This window comes from Streptomyces hebeiensis (assembly GCF_052983195.1).
On the sequence record NZ_CM129812.1, the window covers coordinates 5,800,051 to 5,821,444 of the forward strand.

The window sequence follows — 21,394 nt, forward strand, 5'->3', positions numbered from 1 at the left end:
GGCCGTGCTAAACAAGCGTCAGCCGATCGACGCCCCGCCCGTGGAGGCCCCGTGTCGCCGTCGCCCGACTGGTCCCGCCGTCTGTTCCTCCTCACCGGCGCGGCCGGGGGGCTCGCGTTCCCGGGGCGTGCGGCGCGTGGCGGCGGGGCGGAGGACGTCCACGACGCGTTACGGGCGCGCTGGGTGGAGCTCCTGCTCGGCACCGGATACGACCCGGAGGCGGAACCGTACGCCTCCCGCCTCGCCGAGACCGGTGCGCTCGCTTCCCGGTTCCGGACGTCGATGGCCCCCGCCGCCTCTCACCTCTGGCCCGACCTGCCGTACGACCCGCCCAGCGGGATCACCCGCGGCTACGGCCGGCTGTGGACCATGGCCCGGGCGTACGCGCAGCCCGGCACCGGGCTCACCGGGGACACCGGTCTCCTCGCCGACGTCACGCGCGGCCTCGACCATCTCGCCGCGACCGTCTACCGGCCCGGCACCACCCCCTACGGCAACTGGTGGGAGTGGCAGATCGGCAGCCCCCGCCTGCTGATGGACCTCGTCGCCGTCCTGTACGACCACCTCACCGACGCGCAGCGCGCCGCGGCCTGCGCGGCGGTCGACCACTTCCTGCCCGACTCCCTGCTCACCGACTACTCGGGGGTGAGCACCGGCGCCAACCGCGTCGACCTCTGCCGTTCGGTCGCCCTGCGCGGCATCCTCGGCCGGGCGCCCGCGAAGACCGCCCTCGCGCGGGACGGCCTGTCGCCCGTCTTCCCGTACGTCACGAAGGGCGACGGGCTCTACGCCGACGGTTCGTACGTGCAGCACACCTGGGTCGCGTACTCCGGTACCTACGGCCAGGTCCTGCTGGACGGCCTCGGCCGGTTGTTCAGCCTGCTCGCCGGGTCGGATTGGGAGGTCACGGACCCGGCGCGGCAGAACATCCTCGACAGTGTCGAGCACGCCTACGCGCCGCTCATCCACAACGGGCTGATGATGGACAGCGTCAACGGCCGAGCCGTCAGCCGCGGTCATCTCCTCGGCGACGAGCGGCAGATCATGCGCGGCGACCACTTCCACGGTCAGGGGGTCATCGCCGCCCTGCCGTTGCTGATGGGCGTGGCCTCGGCCGCCGAGCGCGAGCGCTGGACGGGGCTGGTCAAGGGCTGGATCGAGCGGAACACCGTCTCCCCGGTCCTCGGCGCCCGGCAGTTCGACACCGCGGAACTGGCCCGGCTGCACGCCGTCGTCGCCGCCGACGTGCCCGCCGCCCCCGAGCCGGCCGGGCACCGGCTGTTCCCCGCGATGGGCCGGGCCGTGCACCGGGGGCCGGGGGGCTGGGCCGCGAACATCGCCATGGCCTCCGACCGGATCGCGCACTACGAGTGCGGCAACGGCGAGAACCCGCGCGGCTGGCACACCGGCGCCGGAATGCTCTACTGGTGGGCCGCGCCGGAGCGGGACGACCAGTACACCGACTGGTTCTGGCCCACCGTCGACCCGTACCGGCTGCCCGGCACGACCGTCTCCACCCGTCGGCTCGCGGACGGGGCCGGTGGCGAGTGGGGGGAGCCCAAACCGGACGTACGGTGGGTCGGCGGCACCACGGACGGCCGGTTCGCCGCCGTGGGCCAGCACCTCGAGGGACTCGGCTCCGGCCTGCGGGCCCGCAAGTCCTGGTTCTGCGTGGACGACGCCGTGATCTGCCTGGGCGCCGGGATCTCCGCGACCGACGGCGTACCGGTGGAGACCGTCGTGGACAACCGCAACCTGGGGGAGCCGGCAGAGGGCGAGCGGGGACCGGGCGGCTTCACGCTCGACTCCCGGGCCGGGAACGGCCCCGGGACCGGAGCCGTTCCCGGCCCCGACCTCGACCCCGGAGCCGAGGACGGCTCCGGGGGCGGCCCCGGAGGCCTGCCGCTGCCTCGCTGGGCCCACCTGGCCGGGCACGGCGGCTGGGTCTTCCCCGGTGGCGCACCCGTAAGGACCCGCACCGAGGACCGCACCGGCTCCTGGTCGGACATCAACACCGGCGGCACCCCCGAACGCCGCACCCGCCGCTACCGCACCCTCTGGCTCGACCACGGCACCGACCCGGTGGACGCCTCCTACCTCTACCTCCTGATGCCCGGAGCCACCCGCGCCCGGGTCGCCGCCCGGGCCGCCGACCGCCACTGGCTCTCCGTCCTCGCCAACACCCCCGCCGTCCAGGCCGTGGCCGTGCCCTCCCTCGGCTGCGTCGCCGCCAACTTCTGGGAGCCCGGTACGGCCGGTCCGCTCACCGCGACCGCCCCCGCGAGCGTGCTCGCCGTCGTCCACGGCCGGACGGCCACACTCCGGGTGAGCGAGCCCACCCGTACTGGCCGGCCGCTGGAGATCGGCTGGGACCGCGCCGTGACCCGGGTGACCGGCCACGACCCGGGGGTCGAGGTGCTGACGGAGGGGCGTACCGTACGGCTACGGATCACCCCGGGCACGGCCGGCGCCACCCGCGGCTGCGCCATGACACTCCGCTGAGCCGGCCTCCACCAGCCCCACGGCCGACGCCCGCGCGCCACCCCATCTGGGGGAACCCCACAAGTACCAGGGGTACGTTCCTGTGCGGGCAGCCGGTGTACACCCCGGTTCTGTCAAGGCCCACCAGGAATACCGTCGGGAGACTGTGTGGAGTCGACGGCGTGTTTTCCTTCGTGTTGTTCGTAGGGTTGGCACATGACCGTAGTGGACGAGACGACCGGCGAGCCCGCAGACACCAGGGGCCGCGTGGCCGAACTGCACGCCCTGCGCCAGCAGGCCCACCAAGGCCCCAGCGAGCGCGCGACCGAGGCCCAGCGCGCCAAGGGCAAGCTGACGGCCCGCGAGCGCGTGGAGCTGCTGCTCGACGAGGGGTCGTTCCGGGAGGTCGAGCAGCTCCGCAGGCACCGCGCCAGCGGCTTCGGCCTCGAGGCGAAGAAGCCGTACACCGACGGAGTCGTCACCGGCTGGGGCACGGTCGAGGGCCGCACGGTCTTCGTGTACGCGCACGACTTCCGGATCTTCGGCGGCGCCCTCGGCGAGGCGCACGCCACCAAGATCCACAAGATCATGGACATGGCCATCTCGGCCGGTGCACCGCTGGTCTCGCTGAACGACGGCGCGGGCGCCCGCATCCAGGAGGGCGTCTCCGCGCTGGCCGGCTACGGCGGGATCTTCCAGCGCAACACCCGCGCCTCCGGTGTCATTCCGCAGATCAGCGTGATGCTCGGCCCGTGCGCGGGCGGCGCCGCCTACAGCCCGGCGCTCACGGACTTCGTCTTCATGGTCCGGGACACCTCGCAGATGTTCATCACGGGCCCCGACGTGGTGAAGGCCGTCACGGGTGAGGAGATCACCCAGAACGGTCTCGGCGGCGCCGATGTGCACGCGGAGACCTCCGGTGTCGCGCACTTCGCGTACGACGACGAGGAGACGTGCATCGCCGAGGTGCGCTACCTGCTCTCGCTGCTCCCGCAGAACAACCGGGAGAACCCGCCCTCGGTCCCCTCCGACGACCCCGCGGACCGCCGCTCCGAGGCGCTGCTCGACCTCGTCCCGGCGGACGGCAACCGCCCGTACGACATGCACAAGGTGATCGAGGAGATCGTCGACGACGGCGACTACCTGGAGATCCACGAGCGCTGGGCCCGCAACATCATCTGTGCCCTGTCCCGGATCGACGGGCAGGTCGTCGGCATCGTCGCCAACCAGCCGCAGTCGCTGGCCGGGGTGCTGGACATCGAGGCGTCCGAGAAGGCCGCGCGCTTCGTCCAGATGTGCGACGCGTTCAACATCCCCATCGTCACCCTGCTGGACGTCCCGGGCTTCCTGCCGGGCGTCGACCAGGAGCACGGCGGCATCATCCGCCACGGCGCCAAGCTGCTGTACGCGTACTGCAACGCCACCGTGCCGCGGATCTCCCTGATCCTCCGCAAGGCCTACGGAGGCGCGTACATCGTCATGGACTCCCAGTCCATCGGCGCCGACCTCACCTACGCCTGGCCCACCAACGAGATCGCGGTGATGGGCGCCGAGGGCGCCGCCAACGTCATCTTCCGTAAGCAGATCGCCGAGGCCGAGGACTCCGACGCCATGCGGGCCCGCATGGTCAAGGAGTACAAGGCCGAGCTGATGCATCCCTACTACGCGGCGGAGCGCGGTCTGGTCGACGATGTGATCGACCCCACCGAGACCCGGGAAATCCTCGCGGGCGCGCTCGCGATGCTCCGTACGAAGCACGCGGACCTGCCGTCCCGCAAGCACGGCAACCCGCCCCAGTAAACCCCTCGACGGCTCGTGTTCCCGGGGTCGCGCCGCGACTGCCCGCCTCGCCCGCCCCGGGGCCCGTGCCGCCCGCCTTCAGCCTTCCGCCGACCATACGGAGAAACACCGCCATGAGTGACACCACCGACACGTCCCTGCTGCGCGTCGAGAAGGGGCAGGCCGGCCCCGAGGAACTCGCCGCCATCACCGCCGTCCTGATGGCGCGCGCCGCCGCCGTTCCCGCCACCGCCCCCGGCGCCGTCCACCGGGCCCGTTCCACGGCCGGCTGGCGCCGCCTGGAGCGCACGCCCGGCTTCCGCGCCCCGCACAGCTGGCAGGGCTGACCCCGGCGGCACGGCCCCACACGCACGCGTACGCCGAACGGCCCCGCACTCACCAGGAGTGCGGGGCCGTTCGGCGTACGCGTGGGACCTACCGGAGTCGTGCCATGAGGGCGTGTTCGACGAGGGTGATCAGGCCGCTTTTGGCGTCGGCGCGGTGGCGGGCGTCGGTGGTGATGATGGGGGTGTCGGGGCCGATCTGGAGTGCTTCGCGTACTTCGTCGGGGGTGTAGGGCTGGTGTCCGTCGAAGCCGTTGAGGGCGATGACGAAGGGGAGTCCTGAGTTCTCGAAGTAGTCGACGGCGGGGAAGCAGTCGGCGAGGCGGCGGGTGTCGACGAGGACGACGGCGCCGATGGCGCCGCGTACGAGGTCGTCCCACATGAACCAGAAGCGGTCCTGTCCGGGGGTGCCGAAGAGGTAGAGGATGAGGTCTTGGTCGAGGGTGATGCGTCCGAAGTCCATGGCCACGGTGGTGGTGGTCTTGTCTCCGGTGTGGGTGAGGTCGTCGATGCCTGCGGAGGCGCTGGTCATGACGGCTTCGGTACGCAGCGGGTTGATCTCCGAGACGGCGCCGACGAACGTGGTTTTGCCCACGCCGAAGCCGCCCGCCACCACGATCTTCGCGCTGGTGGTAGATCGGCCCGCACCGCCGCTAGAGCTTGCGAAGTCCACTGAGCACCCTTTCGAGCAGTGTCACATCTGGCTGACCACCGACGGACTCGTCGCCGCCGGGCTGGTGAATGGCGACGAGGCCGGCCTCCGCCAGGTCGGCTACGAGGATCCGGGCCACGCCGAGGGGAATGGAGAGGAGCGCCGAAATCTCGGCGACCGATTTGATCTCGATACACAAGCGGCAGATCCGCTGGTGCTCGGGCAACTGCCCGTGCAATTGCGACGGATCGGCGGTCGTACTGACCAGCGCCTCGATGGCGAGCTGGTAACGCGGCCGGGTCCGGCCGCCGGTCATGGCGTACGGGCGCACCAACGGGTTGTGCGTGCCCATGGAGGGTTCCGGGGAGCGGCGCGGCTCCTCCGCCGGCCGGCTCCGGTTCTGCTCGAACGGCCGCTGCCCGGCGGGCCGTTCCTCGGACTGCGGCTGCTGCTGCCGCGCCGGCTGCGGGGCCTGCCGCTCGTAGGGCTGGGACTCGTACGGCTGTGACGCGGACTGCTCGTACGACTGCCCCTGCGGGGCGGGCTGTTCGTACGGCTCGTGTCCGCTGTACTCCTGCTGCCCGTGGTCCCCGTACGACTGCCGCGGCGCGGGCTCCTCGTAAGGCTGTCCCAAGTGCGGGGACACGGGCGGGCCTTGGGGCGGCTGTTCGTACGGTTGTCGCTCGGGCGGCTGTTGATACACGGGGTGGCGCCGGGGCATGCCTCCGGTGCCGTCCTGACCCGCTCCGCCGTCCGTGCCGCCCTGCCCGCTCTGCCGACTCGGCGTGGAGGGAAAGTTGAAACGGTTCCGGGCCTGTTCGCCCGGGGACCGGAGGCCACCGTCATAGGGGTGTCCGCCTGGGGGTGTAGCCACGTGTCCTCCTCCGACTGCCGGTCGCCGGTTCCTGTCCCTCTGGAGCCGCGCCACCGCACCTTAATGGTGCGGTGGCCGGGCGCGCACTGTCTGTCAGTTCAGCAGACTCCCCTGGAGCTCGGCGCGCAGGTCCGGAGTGAGAACGGTACCGGCGCGGTCGACCAGGAGCGCCATCTCGTACCCCACCAGCCCGATGTCCGCCTCGGGGTGGGCGAGTACGGCCAGCGAGGAGCCGTCGGAGATGGACATGATGAAGAGGAAGCCACGCTCCATCTCGACGACGGTCTGGTTGACGGCACCGCCTTCGAAGATCCGGGAGGCCCCGGACGTCAGCGAGGTCAGACCGGACGCCACAGCCGCGAGCTGATCGGCGCGGTCGCGCGGGAATCCTTCGGACATGGCCAGCAGGAGTCCGTCGGCGGAGACCACCACCGTGTGGGACACCCCGGGGGTGTTGTCCACAAAGTTGGTGATCAACCAGTTCAAGTTCTGCGCCGCCTGGCTCATCGGGCTCACACTAACGCTCCTGGTTGTAGGTACTGCCCGGGCCCTGGCCCGGTCCGTTCGTGTCCGCTCCCGCGTTGCGTCCCCGCTGGACGCCGCTCAGCAGGTTGCTCAACCTGCCGCGCACGTCCTCCGGGGAGCGGGAAACCTGCGGGCCGCTCTTCGTGGACTGCTCCGCCGCACCCTCGACCAGGTTGGCCTTGGGCACGCGGCGGGGGAGGCCGGAGGAGGTGACCCCGCCGGCCTTCGGTTCGCGCAGCTGCTCGGCCCGCTGCCAGCGGGCGTCGTTGCGCTGCTGCCAGTCCTCGGTACCGGCCGTCTCGGTCCGCCCGTCGTCCGCCGGCCCGATGTCCTCGGTGGCTGCCCCGCCGCCGGTCCGGCCCCCGCCGTCGAGCAGGCCAGTGCCGCCGGCCGGGCCGCCGCCGAACAGCGACGCGCCGCCCCGGGCCTCGTCGCCCAGGGGGTCCAGGGGCGCCCCCACGGGCCCGCCGGACTGCCCGTCGGACCCGCTGTCCTGACCGGCGGGGGTGGCATCCCATGGCTGTGACTGCGGGCGGCCGGCGCCACGGCGCGGCAGACCGGCGTCCGTGAGTGAGTGACTGGAACTCGGGGAGGGCCCCGGACGGGCAAAGCCTACGTGGTCCTGGCCGTTCCCGGGAGCGTCCTCGGCTGATTCCGCTTCCGTTCGCTGCCCGGTCCCGTACGGGTCCTGGAAAGCGTTCCGGCCGTTCCAGCCGCCCTGTTGGGGCTGGGCGGCGAAGTCGTCGCCGTACGGCTGCTCAGCGCCCTGCGGACCGTCGTAGGGGGCTTCCGCATAGCCGCCGGCCGGGTAGCCCGCCCCGGTCGCCGGTGCGGGCGGGAAGCCGGCGGGGGACTCCGGGGGGAATCCCGCGTCGAACGAGGTGTCCTGCGGCTGATACGAGCCGACCTGGCCCACCGGGCCGGCCGGGCCGTCACCGTAGGGCCCGGCACCGGTGGGAGCCGCCGGTCCGCTCGCGGCGCCGAAACCGCCCTGGTCGCCGGCCGGGGCGTACGGGCCCTCGGCCGGCGCGCGGTAGCCGCCGTCCACCTGGTCGCCGAAGAGCGGCCCGCCGGTCTGCCGCGGTGTCGCCGGCGCGGCCCGCTCCTCGTCCCCGCCGGGGACGGGCCGCACGTCGTCGACGATCGCGGGCTGCTCGGCGGTCCGCTCCACGGGCTGCTCGTACCGGGAGTCGTCGAAGCCCAGGTCCGCCGCCGTCAGCATCGGCGCGTCGGGCCGGAAGCCCAGCTCGGCCGCGGGCCCGGCCGGCTCGTCCCGGGTGATCTGCGAGACCGTGAAGTCGGTCTCCTGCGCGGCCGGTTCGCCACCGCCGCCGTGCGTGATCGCGTCCGGGAGCATGACCAGCGAGGTCGTGCCCGCCTGCTCGCCCGAGGGGCGCAGCTGGACCCGGATGCCGTGCCGGTCGGCGAGCCGGCCCACCACGAACAGACCCATGCGCTGCGAGACGGACGCGTCCACCGTCGGAGGGTTGGCCAGCTTGTGGTTGATGTCCGCGAAGTCCTCGGCGGTCAGGCCGATGCCCTTGTCGTGGATCTCGATCATCACCCGGCCGTCGGGCAGCCGGGTCGCGGTGACGCGCACCTTGGTCTGCGGCGAGGAGAACGTCGTGGCGTTCTCCAGCAGCTCCGCCAGCAGGTGCACCAGGTCGGTCACCGCCTGGCCGTGGATCTCGGTCTCCGGGACACCCGACAGTTCGATGCGCTCGTAGGACTCCACCTCGGAGGAGGCGGCACGCAGGACGTCCACCAGCGGCACCGGCTCGTTCCACCGGCGGCCGGGTTCCTCACCCGCGAGGACCAGCAGGTTCTCCCCGTTGCGGCGCATACGGGTCGCCAGGTGGTCCAGCCTGAAGAGGTTCTCCAGCTGGTCCGGGTCGGCCTCGTGGTTCTCCAGGTCGGAGATCAGGGTCAACTGGCCCTCGATCAGCGACTGGTTGCGCCGTGAGAGGTTGGTGAAGATCGCGTTCACGTTACCGCGCAGCATGGCCTGCTCGGCGGCCAGCCGGACGGCCTCGCGGTGCACCTGGTCGAAGGCGCGGGCCACCTCGCCGATCTCGTCGCGCGAATCGATCGGGATCGGCTGGACACGGGTGTCCACCAGGCCCGGTTCGGTGCGCGAGAGCTGGTCGACGAGCATCGGCAGCCGCTGCTCGGCGACGCCGAAGGCGGCCGTGCGCAGCGAGCGCATGGAGTTGCTCATCTGCCGCGCCATCATCCCGGCCAGGATGAACGCGGCCAGCAGCGCGACCACCGTGACGGCACCGTTGGTGATGGCGTCGTTCCTGGCCTCGTCGGCGATCTGCGCCGCGTCGGCCACCGCCCGGTCGACCAGGTCCTTCTCGATGACCGAGTAACCGTCGAACTTCGCGGTGGAGGCGGCCATCCAGGTCTCCGGGGTGACCCCGCGCCGCGCGAGCTGCTCCGGGCTGTCCCCGCTCGCGATCGCGGCGACCATCCCGTCGTAGACCGAACCCTCCTGGGTCGGCGGGGCCTTGAAGTCCTGGCCGGCCGCCGCGGCCTGCTGCTCGGCGGCGGTGATCTTCTTCGCCCCCTCGGCGGCCTGCCGCTTCATCACGTCCTGGAGCTTGACGGTGTCCGCCTCGGTGCCCGCGGAGAGGTACTCGCCGATGGCGATGTCCTCCAGATAGGCGTACGAGGAGAAGGCGATCGCCTGGCCGTTCCTGACGTCGTCCTTCTGGCTCGGCCGGACCAGCAGGTGCATCCCGATGGAGCGCTGGAGCGACTCGGCGGCCTTGGCCAGCTGGACCGCGTAGACGGTACGGCCGTAGCTGGTGATGTTGCCCGTGCCCAGTTGCAGCTCGTTGGCGAACTCCATCAGGGAGTGCTGCACCAGCACGTACCCCTCTTCGGTCGCCACCGGGCCCCCGTTGTCACCGGTCTTGTCGGGCGTCTCGACACCCGCCGTGTACGCGGTCTTCCTGATGGCCTCCAGCTTGGGCTCTTCGCCGCGGAACAGGCTGAGCCGGCGTTCCAGACCCTCGTCCGCGGGCATGTCCCGCACCACCAGGTCGAACTGCTTCTTGGCGGCGTCCGTGGCCGAACGGGCCTGGGCGACGACCGGCGCGTCCCGCTTGTTGGTCAGCAGCGGCTGCGCCGTGAGGTCGCGCTCGTTGAGCACCGCCTGGGCGTATTCGGAGGCGGCCCGGACGACGAGCGCCGTGCTCTCGGCGTCCTGCGCCTGCTGCCAGGTGTCGACCGAGGACTTGACCTGGAAGCCGCCCATGATGAGGCCGACCAGGACGGGTATGAGGAGAATGGCGTTCAGCCGGGTGGGCACCCGCCAGTTGCGCGGGGAGAGGCGGCTGGAGCTGCCGGGCGCCGGAGGGCCGGCGTCGCCGGCGCGAGGGCCGGAGGCGGGACGGGCACCGGACGGGCGGCCTCCGGTCGCACCGCCCTCGGCGGCCTTGCCGCCCGCGGGCGCGGTGCCGTCGGAGGCACCCCCTCGACCGGCCCGCCCGGGAGGGCCGGATCCGGCCGCAGGCGGCGCCGCTGCGCGCGGCGGCGGGGTGAAGTTGCCCCGCGCCTGCTGCTCCGCGGAGCTCGTCTTGCTTCGCCTCACTCGACCAACAACCTCTCGGCGTCGGCACCTACGCTGTGCCGTGTGTGTTCTCGGGCCGTCTCAGGGCCGTCTCGTACGAGCCGCACTCCTCGGGAGTCTCCGGAATTCCAGCATGGGGAAGGGTTCCAATCCAAACAGCGGGAACCGGCCATTCCAAGTGGTCCAAGCCTCACATGAAACGGGCATAAAGAGCGAGCCCCGTCAAAAGACGGGGCTGGTGTGCGCGCAGCGGCACCGGACGAGTGCGTGGGGTGTCCGGGGGGCGTGAATTCTCTGTCGAAATGTTATGAACACGGAGGTGGGCTGTGTCAAAGGACATAGCCCACCTCCGTAGCACGCTACGGCAACTTCCGTAGGCGCACGTCTACTTGAGTCGTGCCATGAGGGCGTGTTCGACGAGGGTGATCAGCGCGCTTTTGGCGTCGGCGCGGTGGCGGGCGTCGGTGGTGATGATGGGGGTGTCGGGGCCGATCTGGAGTGCTTCGCGTACTTCGTCGGGGGTGTAGGGCTGGTGTCCGTCGAAGCCGTTGAGGGCGATGACGAAGGGGAGTCCTGAGTTCTCGAAGTAGTCGACGGCGGGGAAGCAGTCGGCGAGGCGGCGGGTGTCGACGAGGACGACGGCGCCGATGGCGCCGCGTACGAGGTCGTCCCACATGAACCAGAAGCGGTCCTGTCCGGGGGTGCCGAAGAGGTAGAGGATGAGGTCTTGGTCGAGGGTGATGCGTCCGAAGTCCATGGCCACGGTGGTGGTGGTCTTGTCTCCGGTGTGGGTGAGGTCGTCGATGCCTGCGGAGGCGCTGGTCATGACGGCTTCGGTACGCAGCGGGTTGATCTCCGAGACGGCGCCGACGAACGTGGTTTTGCCCACGCCGAAGCCGCCCGCCACCACGATCTTCGCGCTGGTGGTAGATCGGCCCGCACCGCCGCTAGAGCTTGCGAAGTCCACTGAGCACCCTTTCGAGCAGTGTCACATCCGGCGTACCGCCGGCGTCTCCGTTGCCTGGCTGATGAATGGCCACCATGCCCGCTTCCGCCAGGTCGGCCACGAGAATGCGCGCCACCCCGAGCGGCATCGTCAGCAGGGCCGACACCTCCGCCACGGACTTGACCTCCCGGCACAGGTGGCAGATCCGCTGGTGCTCGGGGAGCAGGGTGGCGAGATGCGCGGGGTCGGCGGTCGTGCTGACCAGTGCCTCGATGGCGAGCTGGTAGCGCGGCCGGGTCCGGCCGCCGGTCATGGCGTACGGGCGGACCAGCGGCTGGTCGCCCTCAGCTCCGTACGACGCGTCGATCGAGGCGCCGTACGGATCGTGAGGGGCGGGTGGCGGGGTCATGAATCCTCCGGGCGTGACAGCAAGATGTCTGCGTGCCGTCTGACTGGGCCGGTGGGGGGCCGGTGGGCGGCCTGACGGTTGATGAGCTGGGGTCGTTCCTTCGAGGCCTCAGTGCAGCAGACTTCCCTGGAGCTCGGCGCGCAGGTCCGGGGTGAGTACCGTACCGGCGCGGTCGACCAGGAGGGCCATTTCGTACCCCACGAGGCCGATGTCGCACTCGGGGTGTGCGAGCACGGCCAGCGACGAACCGTCGGAGACGGACATGATGAAGAGGAAGCCGCGCTCCATCTCCACCACCGTCTGGTTGACCGGGCCGCCTTCGAATATCCGGGACGCCCCCGCGGTCAGCGAGGTCAGACCGGACGCCACGGCCGCGAGCTGGTCGGCGCGGTCGCGGGGGAAGCCCTCGGACATGGCCAGGAGAAGTCCGTCCGCGGAGACCACCACCGTGTGCGACACCCCGGGGGTGTTGTCCACGAAATTGGTGATCAACCAGTTCAGATTCTGCGCGGCCTGACTCATCGGACTCAACTAACGCTCCTGCTGGTGAGAGTTGCCGAGGTTGAAGCCATTGTTCGTCGGGCCGGTGTTGCCCGCCTGACGCCCCTGCTGGATACCCCGACGGAGGTTGGTCAGCCGGCCGCGTACGTCAGCGGGCGCACGCGAGACCTGCGGACCGGCCGTCTGATTGTTCTGCTCCTGGGCGGTGCCGGGTACCAGATTGGCACGCGGAACGCGGCGGGGCAGGCCGGAGGTGGTGATTCCGCCCGACTGGGGCTTCTTGGCCCGCTCGGCCTGGCGCACCAGCTCGTCGTTGGGCGACGTGCGCCAGGAGGAGTTGGCGCCGACGCCCTGGGCACCCGGGGCGCTGATGCCCGAGCCGCCCGTCCCCTGGCCGCCCGTCCCCGGGCCGTCGCCGAAGCCGTTGCGGCCCGAGCCGTTCGTACCGAAACCGCCGCGCGGCGTACCGGAGGAACCCGGCGAACCGGCGGGGCCGGTGGAGCTGATGGAACTCGCGACGCCGAAGCTGTCGGTGGAGGTGTCACGGGAGCCGAAGCCGCCGGAGCGGTTCGTGCCGCCCGGGCCGAAGCTTCCCGTGTCACCTGTGCCGAAGCTTCCCGAGCCGAAGCTTCCGGTGTCACCCGGGCCGTAGCTTCCCGAGCCGTTCGTGCCACCGCCCGTGCGGTCGGTCGGGGAAGAGCCCTGGGTGCCGGACGCGCCGGGCTCGCGGCGCGGCATGGGCGGCAGGTCGGAGCCGCCGTGCCGACCCGGATCCCGGTCCTGGCCCGTGTCCTGGCCCCGGCCCTGGTCGTACGCCGTCGTCTCCGGCGGCCGCGGGGCCTCCTCCTGCCGCGACCCGTGGAACCAGTTGGTCTCCAGCGTGTCGTACAGGGGCGTACGGCCGTCCCCCGGCCCGGCGGCCGGCGGCAGCGCCTCGGGCTGCGGCTGCGGCGGCAGGCTCGGCGGCCGGTAACCGCCCTCGGAACCGGGCACCGGGGCGGGCGCCGGGGGCCGCGGGGCGGCGAAACCCTGCTGCCCGGAGGCCATGTCCCGGCGAGGGGCGTCGTAGTCCTGCTGGACACGGCCGTCGGAACGGTCGCCGTATCCCTGGCGGTCGCCGTATCCCTGCCGGTTGCCCTGGTCGCCCTGGTCCGCCTGGTAGCCGCCGCCCTGATAACCGGTCGGCGCGGGGGCGTTGAAGTCGGGCCGCGGGAACTGGGCGGTGGCGGCCGGGTCCTGGTCGCCGCGGGGCTGGTCCGCGCCGGGCCGGGGCCCCTGGAAGTCGGGGCGGGGGAACTCCGCCGTGGCGCCGGGGCCCTGGCGGTCGTCCGCCTGCGGGAACCGGCCGGTGGCGTCGTGCTCCTCGTGGCCGCGCGGGGCGTCCACCGGGGGGCGCTGGAAGGGGGAGTTCCGGTCGTCGCCCCAGCCGGCGCCCTGGGAGCGTGGCTGCGGCGTGCCGCCGGGCAGTTCGGCCCGCGGTCCGCCGGGCGGCGGGAGCTGCCGGCCGCGGTCGGGCGCGTCGCCCGGCTGGAAGACGTTCCGGTTGTCGCCGGGGCGGCCCGCCTGGCCGGTGCCGGCGGTACGGTCGTCATGGCCCGGGCCCTGCCGGCCGGGACCGGACTGCCCCGGTCCGTGCTGGCCGCCCCGGCCGCCGCCCTGCCCCTGCGAGGAGGGACCGAAGGCGTTCTGGCTGAAGAAGTCGGAGTGACCCGAGTCCTGGCCCTGCCGCGGCCGTCCCTGGCCACCGCCCGGAGTGCCGTCGCGGGGCGGCAGCGCGACCCGCGGGCCCGCGCCGGCACCCACCTGCCCGCGCTGCGGGGCGCCGCCGAGCTGGCCGCCGGGCGCGGCGGACGGGCCGTCGGCACCGGGGCGGGGTCCCTGGGCCGCACCGGCCCCGGCTCCCTGGCCGCCGGGACCGCCCTGGCCCCCTGGCCGCCCCAGCGGGCTCTTCTTGTTCCCGTGCGCGACATCGACCGGCAGCATGACCAGCGCGGTCGTGCCGCCGGAGTCGGAGGGGCGCAGCTGGATCCGGATGCCGTGCCGCAGGGACAGCCGGCCGACGACGAACAGACCCATGCGGCGCGAGACCGAGACGTCCACGGTCGGCGGCGAGGCGAGGCGCTCGTTGATCGCCGCGAGGTCCTCGGGCGACAGGCCGATACCGGTGTCGTGGATCTCGACGAGCACCCGCCCGTCGGGCAGGGCGTGACCGGTGACGCGGACCTTCGTCTGCGGCGACGAGAACGACGTCGCGTTCTCCAGCAGCTCGGCGAGGAGGTGCACGAGGTCGTTGACGACGCGGCCGGCGACCTCGGTGGTGGGCACGGAGGCCAGTTCGATGCGCTCGTACTGCTCCACCTCGGAGGCGGCGGCACGGAGCACGTCGACCAGCGGCACCGGACGGGTCCACCGGCGGCCGGGCTCCTCACCGGCGAGGACCAGCAGGTTCTCACCGTTACGGCGCATACGCGTGGCGAGGTGGTCCAGCTTGAACAGCGAGGAGAGCTGGTCCGGGTCGGCCTCGCGCGACTCCAGTTCGGAGATCAGCGACAGCTGACGCTGGATCAGGCCCTGGCTGCGGCGCGAGAGGTTGGTGAACATCGCGTTGACGTTGCCCCGCAGCAGCGCCTGTTCGGCGGCCAGCCGGACCGCCTCGCGGTGCACGTCGTCGAAGGCCGTGGCGACCTGACCGATCTCGTCCCGGGAGTGCACACCGACCGATTCGACGGAGGTGTCGACGTCCTGCGGGTCCGCCTCGGAGAGCTGCTTGACCAGCTCGGGCAGCCGGTCCTGGGCGACCTTCGTCGCCGTGTCCTGGAGCCGGCGCAGCGAGCGGATCATGGACCGGGCCACCACGAACGCGCCGACGAGCGAGACCCCGAGGACGACGACGATCAGCGCCGCGTTGAAGATCGCCTCTTGCTGCGACTCGGAGCGCAGCTCGCGGGCCTTGCTCTCCATCTCGCCCAGCAGCGTGGCCTCGATGGTCTTCATCGCGTTGATCCGCGTGGACGCCTGGTCGGTCCAGTCCAGGTACGAGCGGTTGGGCTGGTTCGCGAGGCCGTCCTGCCGGTCGAGCACCCGGTCGGCGTACTTCTCGGACGCCTGGATCTCGGGGTTGCCCTGGCCGTTGAGCGGAGCCATCAGCTCCTCGGCGTCGCCGCCCATCGACTCGTACAGCTGGGTGAAGGAGGTGAGGGCGTTCTTCTCCTTGCTGGCCGCGGCCAGACCGTAGAGCCGGTCGTTCTCGGTGAGGTCGCCCTTCTTCGAGGGCGTGGCCGGCAGCGAGGCGGCGATGATCGCCCGCTGGATGGAGGCGTACTCCTTGGCGGAGGAGAACGCCGCCAGCGCGCGGGTCCGCTTGATCATGTCCGGGTTGCTGGTCGCCTGCGCCATGTCCTGCGAGAGGCTCAGCAGCGACTCGATCAGCTGGCTGTAGGCGTCGACCGTCAGCGAGTTCGCCTCGGCGTTGGTGTACGCGTCCCGGCGGATCTCGTTGATCTTGTTGACCTGGGTGGCGATCTGGTTGGCGTTGGCGCGGATGCTCTCCAGCGCCTGATCGTTGTCCGTGTTGCCGATCTGCCGCGTGGCGTCGAGGAACGCCAGCTTCGCCCGGTCGGTCTTCGTGCGGCGGTCGCCCACCTTGAAGTCGTCGGCGCCCGCGCCGTTGCGCAGCGGCCCGGCCGACTCGTCGCGCTCCGCCTGGAGCGCGATGGAGAGGTCGGTCGCCTCCTTGGTCAGCTTCGTCAGCAGCTGCATGTGCTCCAGCTGCTGGATGTCGTCGAGCGACTGGTTGATCCGCAGACCGCCCAGCGTGGTCGCCGCGACGACCGGCAGGGTGAGCAGCGCCACGAGGCGGGTGCTGATGCGCCAGTTGCGCAGCGCTATCCGGGAGCCGGGGTCGCCGGTCGTGATGGTCTCCGGGGCCGGCTGCGGGGCGGACTTGGGCGCCACCGAGGGCTTGCCGCCACCGGCGCCCGCACCGGGACGCGTGCCGCGGCCGCCGCTCTCGCCCGAGGGAGCCGACGGCCCGGAGGGCGCCGTACCCGGGTTCGGGGTGTGCTGGGGCGAGGAGCCGCGATCGGACCCGCCGCGGGGCTCCTGCTCCGCCGCAGCACTGCCATCCCTCTTGAAACGTCCCTGCACTAGTGTCGCAACCTCTGGACCAGGCGCCCCTCCGCGTGGCGGAGGGGCGGTGTCGGCTTTGTGGGGCGCCGAGAAGCTCCCCATGGTGGTCGTGAGTGACCGGCGCTGCTCCCCTTCTCCACCGCCACTCGGCGCTGCGTCGCGCCCTCGCGCCGGCTGTTCAAACCCGCGGCGGTGGTGGGAATTCCAGCACAGTGGCGGATCTCCAACAAGGGCCGCAGGTGGGACTGTCACCTGAATGACAGCGTGTGAGCGTCGCGTCACGAGCCGTAGAAAGTGTTCGCGGAGGAATCGGACTTTTATTGACGAGACCCGCGGGGGTGGGGGGTGTCCCAGTCCGCATGATCGACAGCGGAATGCCTCGTTCGGCTACGCAATGTCCGTTTCGGTGATCACTCGCCTGCGTCCGCTATGGCCGAAATGCCGGACGATTGGTGAGCAAACTCACAGAGAGATCGCCGAAAGGTCCCGGTGTTCGTGGGGAATTGGATGTTTAGCCTGACCCTTTACAGGGATGGCACATCCGACAAGCAGCGCCCCGGGCGCCCTCACACGCGACAAGGTCTGACGCCACAGATGAAGACGACGATGACGTTCCGCAGCACCGCCAATCCGCGCCGCACCACGCTGGCGCACCTGAAGGACACCGAGGCCCTGCTGTCCGCGGAGCGTCCGGAGCACTCCGTCGCGCTGCCGAACCGGACCGCCAACCCTCGCCGTACGATCCTGATGGACGTCCCGGCCGACCGATAAGTTCCCGGCCGGCCGCGACCGGTCCCCCTTGAGTACGCGCACCGGACGGCCGGCGTTCACCGCGCACGGATCGCCCCGTCCGCGCGCGGCGTCCGCGCGAGCGCCGGGCGCCGGCCACGCGCCCGCCCGAAGCCCCGTGTCCCCCCGGCGCCCGCCTCCGGCCGTGTCCCTCACCCGGGGGCAGACGGCCCCTGAAGCGCCGGGCCGCCCCTTCACATCGCGTTAGCCTGGAGCGTCAGTCTCCAGACCAGCGAGCAAGTGAGGGGCGACAGCATCCCGTGCGCATCGCCAGATTCTCCATCGACGGCAATGTCGCCTTCGGCGCGGTCGAGGGCGAAGGCACCGGCGACCCCGCCGGCCTCGTCCTCGACATCATCAAGGGCATTCCGTACGCCGACTTCGAGCTGTCGGGCACCAAGGTCCCGCTGAGCAAGGTCAGGCTCCTGCCGCCCGTGCTGCCCAACAAGGTCGTCGGCATCGGCCGCAACTACGCGGAGCACGCGGCGGAACTCGGCAACGAGGTCCCCGAGGTCCCGGTCGCCTTCCTCAAGCCGACCACCTCGGTGATCGGCTCGGGCGACGCGATCGAGTACCCCTCCTTCTCGACCGAGGTGCACTACGAGGCCGAACTGGCCGTCGTCATCGGCCGCATGTGCCGGGAGGTCCCGCGCGAGCGCGTCCGGGACGTGATCCTCGGCTACACCTGCGCCAACGACGTCACCGCCCGCGACACGCAGCGCCGCGAGAAGCAGTGGAGCCGCGCCAAGGGCTTCGACACCTCCTGCCCGCTCGGCCCCTGGGTGGAGACCGACCTCGACCCCTCCGACCTCGCGATCCAGTGCACGGTCAACGGGGAGCAGCGCCAGCTCGGCCGGACGAGCGAGATGATCCGCTCGATCGAGGACCTGGTCGTCCACATCACCGAGGCCATGACGCTGCTCCCGGGCGACGTCATCCTCACGGGCACCCCCGCGGGGGTCGGCCCGCTCACCGTCGGCGACGAGGTCGCCGTCACCATCGAAGGCATCGGCACTCTCACCAACAAGGTGATCAAGCGTGGCTAACGCACCCGTGCGTGTTCGTTTCTGTCCCTCCCCGACCGGCAACCCCCATGTGGGCCTGGTCCGCACCGCCCTGTTCAACTGGGCGTTCGCCCGCCACAGCGGCGGCACCATGGTCTTCCGCATCGAGGACACCGACGCGGCGCGCGACTCGGAGGAGTCGTACGAGCAGCTGCTCGACGCGATGCGCTGGCTCGGGCTCGACTGGGACGAGGGCCCGGAGGTGGGCGGCCCGCACGCGCCGTACCGCCAGTCCCAGCGGATGGACGTCTACCGCGACACCGCCGCCAAGCTGCTGGCGGCCGGGCACGCGTACCACTGCTACTGCACCACCGAGGAGCTGGACGCCCGCCGCGAGGCCGCCCGTGCGGCCGGCCGGCCCTCCGGCTACGACGGCCACTGCCGGGACCTCACCGCCGAGCAGAAGGACGCGTACGAGGCCGAGGGGCGGGCGTCCATCGTGCGCTTCCGGATGCCCGACGAGCCGATCACCTTCACCGACCTCGTCCGCGGCGAGCTGACGTTCGCGCCGGAGAACGTCACGGACTACGGCATCGTCCGCGCCAACGGCGCCCCGCTCTACACGCTCGTCAACCCCGTCGACGACGCCCTGATGGAGATCACCCACGTCCTGCGCGGCGAGGACCTGCTCTCCTCCACCCCGCGCCAGATCGCGCTGTACAAGGCGCTGATCGAGCTGGGCCTGGCCAAGGACGTGCCGGCCTTCGGCCACCTGCCGTACGTGATGGGCGAGGGCAACAAGAAGCTCTCCAAGCGCGATCCGCAGTCGTCCCTCAACCTCTACCGCGAGCGCGGGTTCCTGCCCGAGGGCCTGCTCAACTACCTGTCGCTGCTCGGCTGGTCGCTCGCCGCCGACCGCGACATCTTCTCCGTACCGGAGATGGTCGCCGCCTTCGACATCGCCGACGTGAACGCGAACCCGGCGCGCTTCGACCTGAAGAAGGCCGAGGCGATCAACGCCGACCACATCCGAGGGCTGGACGTGAAGACGTTCATCGAGGCGTGCGGACCCTGGCTGAAGGCGCCGCACGCGCCCTGGGCCCCGGAGGCCTTCGACCCGGCGGCCTTCGAGGCCCTGGCCCCGCTGGCCCAGACCCGGCTGACCGTCCTGTCGGACATCACCGCCAATGTCGACTTCCTCTTCCTCGACGAGCCGGTGGCGGACGAGGCGTCCTGGGCGAAGGCCATGAAGCCGGGCGCGGACGCCCTGCTGGCCACCGCCCGCGCGAAGCTCGCCGAGGCGGAGTGGGCGGCGGAGTCCCTCAAGAACGCGGTCCTCGCGGCCGGCGAGGAGCACGGCCTGAAGCTGGGCAAGGCCCAGGCCCCGGTCCGCGTCGCCACCACGGGCCGCACGGTCGGGCTGCCGCTCTTCGAGTCCCTGGAAGTCCTGGGCCGCGAGCGCGCACTGGCCCGGATCGACGCCGCGCTCGCGAAGCTCGCGGGCTGAGCGTCGCCCGCGCGTGCCCCGCTGACGTGCTCGAGGGCGGCCACTGTGACCCGGTGGCCGCCCTTCGGCGTCCCGCGGCGCGTATGCGCGTACGGCGGTCCTCGGCGTTCGGTCGGGCCTACGGCGATACAGGGCCCGGGCGGTCGACACCGGCGCGCCCTGACCACGCGGATAGCCGTTTTGGAGCGGTGTCCGCGATCGGGTAATGTTCTTCCTGCGCCGCCCGAGAGGGCCGAAGGGCCCGGCGGGAAGCGCAAACCAAACAAAACCCCCCACCGGGGGTTGAGTTTTGGTGGGCTATGGTGTAATTGGCAGCACGACTGATTCTGGTTCAGTTAGTCTAGGTTCGAGTCCTGGTAGCCCAGCGCAGATCTCTCTGCGGAGCCCCCGTTGTGTAGCGGCCTAGCACGCTGCCCTCTCAAGGCAGTAGCGCCGGTTCGAATCCGGTCGGGGGTACAGATCCTTCTCTCCGATGTCTTCGGGTCGCTCCCGGATGCGTCGATGCAGGATCGCTAGGGCCCCCGTTGTGTAGCGGCCTAGCACGCCGCCCTCTCAAGGCGGTAGCGCCGGTTCGAATCCGGTCGGGGGTACTGGTCTGAACCACCATGGGCTATGGTGTAATTGGCAGCACGAGTGATTCTGGTTCATTTAGTCTAGGTTCGAGTCCTGGTAGCCCAGCGCAGATTCCCTCTGCGGAGCCCCCGTTGTGTAGCGGCCTAGCACGCCGCCCTCTCAAGGCGGTAGCGCCGGTTCGAATCCGGTCGGGGGTACATGGAGAAACGAAGAGGCCCTTCCCAGTCGGGAGGGGCCTCTTCGCCGTGTACGGGAGGGCATGACGCGGCTCAGCCGCCTGATACGGCTCGTCGGCCGATCATCAGGTGTTCCGTACCGGCCCCGGACCTCTTCGTACCGGCCGGACCGCTGCGACGCTGGAGCGGCCTGCCGGTGGTGCCGACGGGGGAGTGGGGAGCGGGGGACCGGGATCTCAGCCCGCGCGGCGCAGGGCCTCGCTGAGCCGCCCCGCCGCGTCTATCACGGCCTGCGCGTGCATCCGGCCCGGATGGCGCGTGAGCCGTTCGATCGGTCCGGATACCGAGACGGCCGCGACCACCCGGTTCGAGGGCCCGCGCACCGGCGCCGAGACCGAGGCCACGCCCGGCTCGCGCTCGCCGATCGACTGGGCCCAGCCCCTGCGCCGTACGCCCGAGAGCGCCGTCGCCGTGAAGCGCGCGCCCTGGAGGCCGCGGTGCAGCCGCTCCGGCTCCTCCCAGGCCATCAGGATCTGGGCCGAGGAGCCCGCCTTCATGGTCAGCGTGGAGCCGACCGGGACCGTGTCCCGCAGTCCGGAGAGCCGCTCCGCCGCGGCCACACATATCCGCATGTCGCCCTGGCGGCGGTAGAGCTGCGCGCTCTCGCCGGTCAGGTCCCGGAGATGGGTGAGTACGGGTCCGGCCGTCGCCAGCAGGCGGTCCTCGCCCGCCGCGGCGGCCAGCTCGGCCAGCCGCGGACCGAGGATGAACCGGCCCTGCATGTCCCTCGCCACCATCCGGTGGTGTTCCAGTGCCACGGCCAGACGGTGGGCCGTGGGTCGTGCGAGCCCGGTCGCCGCGACCAGCCCGGCGAGGGTGGCCGGACCGGACTCCAGGGCGCTCAATACCAGAGCAGCCTTGTCGAGAACGCCGACGCCGCTAGAGTTGTCCATGAAACGATACTCGCGTCTCACTCTGTGAAACGCAAGTTCAATATCGCCGGGAACTTGCCAATCTGTAGGTACGAGCCCGCGGACCAACGGGTCTTCGGCCGGCGTCCGGCGCGGGGGATACGGACGCGGGCCCACATGTCTCTAGGAGCGCCGGCCGCACCAGGCCGGTCGGAGGG

The 21,394-nt window shown here is 71.5% G+C and carries 15 protein-coding genes and 5 tRNA genes; 11 read left to right on the forward strand and 9 right to left on the reverse strand.

The features are described from left to right. The first annotated feature begins 51 nt into the window (after positions 1 to 51). From ACU6P3_RS24895 to ACU6P3_RS24905, 3 genes are all read left to right on the forward strand, one after another. Complete coding sequence (locus ACU6P3_RS24895) at positions 52 to 2,502, forward strand: polysaccharide lyase 8 family protein (protein WP_447194197.1); 2,451 nt, start codon at positions 52 to 54, stop codon at positions 2,500 to 2,502. A 195-nt stretch (positions 2,503 to 2,697) separates the two neighbouring features. Continuing rightward, positions 2,698 to 4,281: an acyl-CoA carboxylase subunit beta gene (locus ACU6P3_RS24900; protein WP_447194198.1), complete on the forward strand. Its 1,584-nt coding sequence runs from the start codon at positions 2,698 to 2,700 to the stop codon at positions 4,279 to 4,281. 113 nt (positions 4,282 to 4,394) lie between these two features. Further along, positions 4,395 to 4,607 carry an acyl-CoA carboxylase subunit epsilon gene (locus ACU6P3_RS24905; RefSeq protein ID WP_447194199.1) on the forward strand — a complete coding sequence of 71 codons (213 nt, stop codon included), beginning with the start codon at positions 4,395 to 4,397 and terminating at the stop codon, positions 4,605 to 4,607. A gap of 88 nt (positions 4,608 to 4,695) precedes the next feature. Here ACU6P3_RS24905 and ACU6P3_RS24910 read toward each other — a convergent pair whose 3' ends face one another. From ACU6P3_RS24910 to ACU6P3_RS24945, 8 genes are all read right to left on the reverse strand, one after another. Next, complete coding sequence (locus ACU6P3_RS24910) at positions 4,696 to 5,277, reverse strand: GTP-binding protein (protein ID WP_352085592.1); 582 nt, start codon at positions 5,275 to 5,277, stop codon at positions 4,696 to 4,698. Further along, positions 5,258 to 5,902, reverse strand: a complete 645-nt coding sequence (locus ACU6P3_RS24915) for a DUF742 domain-containing protein (RefSeq protein WP_447194200.1) — start codon at positions 5,900 to 5,902, stop codon at positions 5,258 to 5,260. The genes ACU6P3_RS24910 and ACU6P3_RS24915 overlap by 20 nt, the downstream gene beginning before the upstream one ends. A 321-nt stretch (positions 5,903 to 6,223) precedes the next feature. Continuing rightward, positions 6,224 to 6,637 carry a roadblock/LC7 domain-containing protein gene (locus tag ACU6P3_RS24920; RefSeq protein ID WP_030757628.1) on the reverse strand — a complete coding sequence of 138 codons (414 nt, stop codon included), beginning with the start codon at positions 6,635 to 6,637 and terminating at the stop codon, positions 6,224 to 6,226. Positions 6,638 to 6,647: 10 nt separating this feature from the next. Then, positions 6,648 to 10,253, reverse strand: coding sequence for a nitrate- and nitrite sensing domain-containing protein (locus ACU6P3_RS24925; protein WP_447194201.1), 3,606 nt, complete (start codon positions 10,251 to 10,253; stop codon positions 6,648 to 6,650). A gap of 364 nt (positions 10,254 to 10,617) precedes the next feature. Next, positions 10,618 to 11,199 carry a GTP-binding protein gene (locus ACU6P3_RS24930; protein WP_344285515.1) on the reverse strand — a complete coding sequence of 194 codons (582 nt, stop codon included), beginning with the start codon at positions 11,197 to 11,199 and terminating at the stop codon, positions 10,618 to 10,620. Continuing rightward, positions 11,180 to 11,587 (reverse strand): DUF742 domain-containing protein, encoded by a 408-nt coding sequence (locus ACU6P3_RS24935; RefSeq protein ID WP_030753453.1) that lies wholly within the window; start codon positions 11,585 to 11,587, stop codon positions 11,180 to 11,182. Before ACU6P3_RS24935 ends, ACU6P3_RS24930 begins: the two co-directional genes overlap by 20 nt. 108 nt (positions 11,588 to 11,695) lie before the next feature. Beyond that, complete coding sequence (locus tag ACU6P3_RS24940; RefSeq protein ID WP_030753456.1) at positions 11,696 to 12,109, reverse strand: roadblock/LC7 domain-containing protein; 414 nt, start codon at positions 12,107 to 12,109, stop codon at positions 11,696 to 11,698. A 9-nt stretch (positions 12,110 to 12,118) separates the two neighbouring features. Continuing rightward, a complete protein-coding gene (locus ACU6P3_RS24945; RefSeq protein ID WP_447194202.1) occupies positions 12,119 to 16,234 on the reverse strand; it encodes a sensor histidine kinase in 4,116 nt (1,371 codons plus the stop codon). A gap of 576 nt (positions 16,235 to 16,810) precedes the next feature. Here ACU6P3_RS24945 and ACU6P3_RS24950 point away from each other — a divergent pair. The 8 genes from ACU6P3_RS24950 to ACU6P3_RS24985 all read left to right on the forward strand — a co-directional run bounded on the left by ACU6P3_RS24950 (position 16,811) and on the right by ACU6P3_RS24985 (position 20,286). Then, entirely contained in the window at positions 16,811 to 16,987 is a 177-nt protein-coding gene (locus tag ACU6P3_RS24950) for a hypothetical protein (protein ID WP_199814094.1), read from the forward strand. Between the two features lie 278 nt (positions 16,988 to 17,265). Further along, the gene (locus ACU6P3_RS24955; protein WP_447194203.1) at positions 17,266 to 18,051 is read left to right on the forward strand and encodes a fumarylacetoacetate hydrolase family protein; all 786 of its coding nucleotides are present in this window, start codon (positions 17,266 to 17,268) and stop codon (positions 18,049 to 18,051) included. After that, the gene (gene gltX, locus ACU6P3_RS24960; protein ID WP_447194204.1) at positions 18,044 to 19,516 is read left to right on the forward strand and encodes a glutamate--tRNA ligase; all 1,473 of its coding nucleotides are present in this window, start codon (positions 18,044 to 18,046) and stop codon (positions 19,514 to 19,516) included. Before ACU6P3_RS24955 ends, gltX begins: the two co-directional genes overlap by 8 nt. A gap of 293 nt (positions 19,517 to 19,809) precedes the next feature. Then, a tRNA-Gln gene (locus tag ACU6P3_RS24965) sits at positions 19,810 to 19,881 on the forward strand. 18 nt (positions 19,882 to 19,899) lie between these two features. Next, positions 19,900 to 19,972: transfer RNA gene (locus ACU6P3_RS24970), tRNA-Glu, on the forward strand. Between the two features lie 61 nt (positions 19,973 to 20,033). Further along, positions 20,034 to 20,106: transfer RNA gene (locus ACU6P3_RS24975), tRNA-Glu, on the forward strand. A 16-nt stretch (positions 20,107 to 20,122) separates the two neighbouring features. Beyond that, a tRNA-Gln gene (locus ACU6P3_RS24980) sits at positions 20,123 to 20,194 on the forward strand. A 19-nt stretch (positions 20,195 to 20,213) separates the two neighbouring features. Then, positions 20,214 to 20,286, forward strand: a tRNA-Glu gene (locus ACU6P3_RS24985). Between the two features lie 215 nt (positions 20,287 to 20,501). Here the strand turns inward: ACU6P3_RS24985 and ndgR are convergent. Next, on the reverse strand, positions 20,502 to 21,218 hold the full coding sequence (gene ndgR / locus ACU6P3_RS24990; RefSeq protein ID WP_030753465.1) for an IclR family transcriptional regulator NdgR: 717 nt from the start codon (positions 21,216 to 21,218) through the stop codon (positions 20,502 to 20,504). Positions 21,219 to 21,394 lie beyond the last annotated feature (176 nt).

What these genes read in the sequence shown, in the direction of transcription:
- ACU6P3_RS24900 (WP_447194198.1), top strand. Translation starts at nt 2,698, where the DNA reads ATGACCGTAGTGGACGAGACGACCGGCGAGCCCGCAGACACCAGGGGC.
- ACU6P3_RS24905 (WP_447194199.1), top strand. Translation starts at nt 4,395, where the DNA reads ATGAGTGACACCACCGACACGTCCCTGCTGCGCGTCGAGAAGGGGCAG.
- ACU6P3_RS24920 (WP_030757628.1), bottom strand. Translation starts at nt 6,637, where the DNA reads ATGAGCCAGGCGGCGCAGAACTTGAACTGGTTGATCACCAACTTTGTG.
- ACU6P3_RS24935 (WP_030753453.1), bottom strand. Translation starts at nt 11,587, where the DNA reads ATGACCCCGCCACCCGCCCCTCACGATCCGTACGGCGCCTCGATCGAC.
- ACU6P3_RS24940 (WP_030753456.1), bottom strand. Translation starts at nt 12,109, where the DNA reads ATGAGTCAGGCCGCGCAGAATCTGAACTGGTTGATCACCAATTTCGTG.
- ACU6P3_RS24950 (WP_199814094.1), top strand. Translation starts at nt 16,811, where the DNA reads ATGAAGACGACGATGACGTTCCGCAGCACCGCCAATCCGCGCCGCACC.
- ndgR (WP_030753465.1), bottom strand. Translation starts at nt 21,218, where the DNA reads ATGGACAACTCTAGCGGCGTCGGCGTTCTCGACAAGGCTGCTCTGGTA.